Genomic DNA, 4,469 nt, shown 5'->3' on the forward strand with positions numbered 1-4,469 from the left:
GCCATCTCGCGACGCGTAAGGCTTCCGATCGCCGAATTTCCTCTCGTGAAAACGTGCAGCCGGGCGCTCATCCCTGTTGAAACGCTGAGGACGATCTGATGTGCGCCGCTCGTCAATGGCACGCGGCGCGTCCCCGTATTCGCGTCGTGGCCGAAAACCTTCGCGCTTATCCGCATAGGGTTTGCTGGAACGAGAATAGGGCTTGTCGGTGGACGATTCCGCGGCTTCAGATCTGCCCGCATAGGGGCGCTTCCCGCCCTCGCTCTTGCCAGCGAAACCGCGCTTGGCGAATTTCTTCTCCGGCCCCCTCGCCACGCCGGAACGGCCCTTGCCGGCCGAGGGTCGATCGCGTCGGCCGCGGCCATTGTTGTTTTTATCGTTATCGCGGGGCATGAATGGGCTCACTTCGGGTACGGTTTGAATTGGCGATCGAATTGACACTCAGACTGAAGCGGACCGCTGGCACGACCGAGACGCGCGCGCTCTTTGCGTCGAAACGCATTCTCACGCAAAACCGGCATCCACGTTTGCTGAAGGCGCAACCAGTAGCAGGTTTCCCCTGATGATACGAGGCATCACTGCCCCTTCTTTCATGGATTTGGCGCTGAAAAGCGCCGAAAATGCCGGAAGATCCGGCGAAGTGCCGATCGGGTGCGTAATTGTGCGCGATTTCGAGGTTATAGCCACGGCAGGCAACCGCACCCTGACCGACCGCGATCCAACCGCCCACGCCGAAATTCTCGCAATCCGCCAGGCCGCCGAGGCGATCGGCACCGAGCGGCTGGTTGATTGCGATCTCTATGTCACGCTCGAGCCCTGCACGATGTGCGCGGGCGCGATCTCCTTCGCGCGGATCAGGCGGCTTTACTACGGGGCGATAGATCCCAAGGGCGGCGCGGTGGAGTCGGGCGTGAGGTTCTTTGCCGCGCCGACTTGCCATCACGTTCCTGAGGTCTATTCAGCCGTGGGCGAAAACGAGTCCGCAACCCTGTTGCGGGATTTCTTCAAAGCCCGGCGGTAAACTCAAGGGAGCACAATCCAAGCTCAGCGAGAGGGAAAGCGATGAGCCCTTGCGCGCGCTCAGGACGTGGCGAAAAAACGCTTCAGCGCGTTGGCGGTCACATCGGGATTTTCCTCGGTGAGAAAATGCCCCGAATCTACCGCCATCCCGGAGACATCGCTCGCCCACGTCTTCCAGCTATCGAGCGGGGTGGCCGCGGCGGTTGCAATACCCGCGTCACCCCACAGGGCCAGCACCGGAATCATGATTTTCTTGCCCGCCTCTCGATCGGCCTTGTCGATCTCGAAATCGGCATATGCGCCAGCGCGATAATCCTCGCACATCGCGTGCACGCGCGAAGGATCACGGAACGCCGCGAGATAATGCTCTAGCGCCCGCTTATCGATCGCATCGAGATTTTTCGATTTGGTCTGGCTCGCCATTTTGTACCGCAGGAAAAAGTCTGGATGACCGCCGATCAACGTTTCGGGCAATGGAAAGGGCTGCGCGAGAAAACTCCAATGATAAATCTTCAGGGCATAGAGCCGGTCCATTCGCGCCCAGTAGTCAAAGGTGGGCAGAATATCCAGCACCGCGACCCGCGACAATCGCCCCGGATGATCGAGCGCCAGGCGATAGGCGACGCGGCCGCCGCGATCATGGCCTGCGAGAGCAAAATGCACATGACCGAGCTTCTCCATGGCCTCGATCATCGTCTGCGCCATGGCCCGCTTGGTGTAAGGGGTGTGATCGCCGTCGCTTTCCGGCATATCCGACCAACCATAGCCCGGCAGGTCGGCGATGATCAGTGTAAAGCTGTCGGCCAGTCCCGGCGCGACGCGATGCCACATTACATGCGTCTCGGAAAATCCGTGCAGCAGCAACAGCGGCGGCCCGTTGCCACCGACTCGGGCGAAGATACGTCCCGAACTGGTGTTGATCCACTCTGAGGAAAATCCCGGAAACAAATCAGCGAGGTCGGGCATTGAGCGTGTCCTTTTGTTTAGTCCTCACAGCCCCGATTTCCGCAACGCGGCAATTGGTCCGGCGGCATATGTACGGCTGCGCCGGATTCAGGCTATGACCTTGCCACCACCTTCGACAACAAACCAGAACGAGGAAACCCGCCATGTCGATCGATTTCGAAGTCCCGGCCGAGGCCAAGGCGATCCGGCAAAAGGTTCGTAAATGGGTGCAGGAAGAATGCATTCCGGCGGAGAAAGAGCTTGATACCAAGCCGCTGGAGGAAGTGCTCGGGGGACTGCGAAAGAAGGCGCGCGCGCAGGGACTGTGGTGCCCGTTCGTTCCCAAGGAGTATGGCGGGATGGGCCTTGGTCCTCTCGCCAATGCGTTGGTACAAATGGAACTCGGCGAAAGCTCCCTCGGCGCGCTCTCAATGAACACACAGGGGCCGGATGACGCCTCGATGTTGACCATCCTCACCCATGGCACGGACTATCAGAAAGAAAAATTCCTTAAGCCGCTGCTCAACGGCGATAAGCGCATCTGCTTCTCGATGACAGAAAAGGCTGCGGGAGCCGATGCTACCGGCATGCAGACCCGCGCGGAGAAGGATGGCAATGAAAATTACATCCTGAACGGCGAAAAGTGGTTTTCATCTTCCGCGAGCGTCGCCGACATTGCGCTGGTCATGGCCAAGACCGATCCGAACGCGCCGCGTCACAAGCAGTTTTCGACGTTCATTGTGGAGTTGCCCAATCCAGGTTACCGGATCAAGCGCAATGTCAAGAACATGGCGATCGAGGGTCCGCATGCCGATGTGCTCCATGGCGGTCATTCCGAAATCGAGATCAAGGATCTCAAGGTACCTGCCGATAATCTGCTTGGTGGCGAAGGCAATGGATTCAACATGGGCCAGCACCGCCTCGCGTATGGCCGGCTGCGCCATGGCATGCACAACATCGCAAAGGCCCAGCGGGCCTTAGACATGGCGACTGCGCACGTCACAAAGCGCTCGACCTTCGGCGTGCTGCTCGCCGATCGCCAGGCGGTGCAGTTCATGCTCGCGGAGTGCGCCAGTCAGCTCTATATCGGGCGATTGATGCTGCTGCACATCGCCTACAAGGCTGAAAAAGGCATGGACCTCACCCAGGAGAATTCTATTGCCAAGGTTTATCTCGCCCACATGGTGCATAAGGTAATCGATACGGCGATTCAGTTGCACGGCGCCCTCGGCTATAGCCAGGATACGGTACTCGCGAAGTGGTACACCCAAGTGCGTTCGCAACGGCTGGTCGATGGTCCCGATGAAGTCCACAAATGGAAGGTCGGCCGCAACGTCATCAAGGCGTTTCGCGAACATGGCACCACCGCACTGGCCGCCGGCGGCGACTTGATCTAGCGTTTAACAGTCACCCGGACGGCGCGCGGGGATACGCGTCGTCCGCAATGATCCGGAAATTCATCCTGCTTTTTCCCGCTCCACTGCCTGCCAGCCGATATCGCGCCGGCAAAAGCCTTCCGGCCAGTCGATCTTGTCAACCGCCGCGTAAGCGCGCCGCTGCGCCTCGGTGACAGTCTTCCCTGTCGCGCAGACGTTCAGCACGCGACCGCCGTTGGCGACAAGATGTCCGTCCTTCAAAACCGTTCCGGCATGGAAGATCTCGACGCCCTCGACCTTCATAGCCTCTTCGAGACCTCCGATCCGCGAGCCCCTGCCATACTCACCCGGATAGCCTTTGGTGGCCATGATGACGGTGAGCGCCGCATCATCAAACCAGCGCAGGCTGAAATTCTTTAGTTGGCCGTCTGCACACGCAATCAATGCCGGCAAGATGTCGGACATCATTCGCAGCATCAGCACCTGACATTCGGGGTCTCCGAAGCGGGCGTTGTACTCGACGAGCTTCGGTCCATCCTTGGTAACCATCACGCCCGCAAACAGCACGCCCTTGTAAGGCGAACCCATCGCGCTCAAGGCGCGCAGCGTGGGCTTGATCATCTCTTCCATCACGCGCGAACACATCGCCTCCGTCATCACGGCAGCTGGCGAATAGGCGCCCATTCCGCCGGTATTTGGCCCCTGATCCCCGTCGAAGGCGCGCTTGTGATCTTGCGCGGTGGCAAGTGGCAGCGCGTGCTCGCCATCGCAAAGCGCGAAGAAGGAAGCCTCCTCGCCTTCCAGGAACTCCTCAATCACGATCTCGGCCCCTGCGCTGCCGAACCCGCCCCCAAACATCATGTCGATGGCGGCGAGCGCTTCCTCATCACTCATGGCCACGACGACGCCTTTTCCGGCGGCGAGACCATCTGCTTTGATCACGATCGGGGCACCCTGAGCGAGCACGTAGGCTCTCGCGCTTTCACGATCTGTGAAATGCTCATAGGCGGCCGTTGGAATATGCGCGGCGCGGCACAGTGCTTTGGTAAAGCTCTTCGAGCTTTCCAATCGGCCCGCGGCTTTCGTCGGTCCGAACGCTTTGAATCCAGCCGCGTTGAGATCGTCGAC

4 protein-coding genes and 1 pseudogene are annotated in these 4,469 nt (G+C 59.7%); 2 read left to right on the forward strand and 3 right to left on the reverse strand.

Annotated features, from left to right (window positions below; genetic code table 11):
* Positions 1-393, reverse strand: a pseudogene (locus tag VJV58_RS21105) (pseudouridine synthase); the annotation flags it as partial.
* A 169-nt stretch (positions 394-562) separates the two neighbouring features.
* On the opposite strand from VJV58_RS21105, the gene VJV58_RS21110 reads away from it, so the two are divergent.
* Complete coding sequence (locus VJV58_RS21110) at positions 563-1,021, forward strand: nucleoside deaminase (RefSeq protein WP_324139307.1); 459 nt, start codon at positions 563-565, stop codon at positions 1,019-1,021.
* Positions 1,022-1,080: 59 nt separating this feature from the next.
* On the opposite strand, the gene VJV58_RS21115 is transcribed toward VJV58_RS21110, so the two are convergent.
* Positions 1,081-1,986 carry an alpha/beta hydrolase gene (locus tag VJV58_RS21115; protein ID WP_324139308.1) on the reverse strand — a complete coding sequence of 302 codons (906 nt, stop codon included), beginning with the start codon at positions 1,984-1,986 and terminating at the stop codon, positions 1,081-1,083.
* A gap of 143 nt (positions 1,987-2,129) precedes the next feature.
* On the opposite strand from VJV58_RS21115, the gene VJV58_RS21120 reads away from it, so the two are divergent.
* Positions 2,130-3,362: an acyl-CoA dehydrogenase family protein gene (locus tag VJV58_RS21120; RefSeq protein ID WP_324139309.1), complete on the forward strand. Its 1,233-nt coding sequence runs from the start codon at positions 2,130-2,132 to the stop codon at positions 3,360-3,362.
* A gap of 60 nt (positions 3,363-3,422) precedes the next feature.
* On the opposite strand, the gene purD is transcribed toward VJV58_RS21120, so the two are convergent.
* A partial coding sequence (gene purD, locus VJV58_RS21125) for a phosphoribosylamine--glycine ligase (RefSeq protein WP_324139310.1) occupies positions 3,423-4,469 on the reverse strand: 1,047 nt, incomplete at its 5' end.

Source organism: Bradyrhizobium sp., assembly GCF_035273305.1.
GTDB lineage: Bacteria > Pseudomonadota > Alphaproteobacteria > Rhizobiales > Xanthobacteraceae > Bradyrhizobium.

Bases quoted from the DNA above. Each gene is read 5' to 3' on its own strand.
- VJV58_RS21110 (WP_324139307.1), top strand. From the start codon at position 563: ATGATACGAGGCATCACTGCCCCTTCTTTCATGGATTTGGCGCTGAAA.
- VJV58_RS21115 (WP_324139308.1), bottom strand. From the start codon at position 1,986: ATGCCCGACCTCGCTGATTTGTTTCCGGGATTTTCCTCAGAGTGGATC.
- VJV58_RS21120 (WP_324139309.1), top strand. From the start codon at position 2,130: ATGTCGATCGATTTCGAAGTCCCGGCCGAGGCCAAGGCGATCCGGCAA.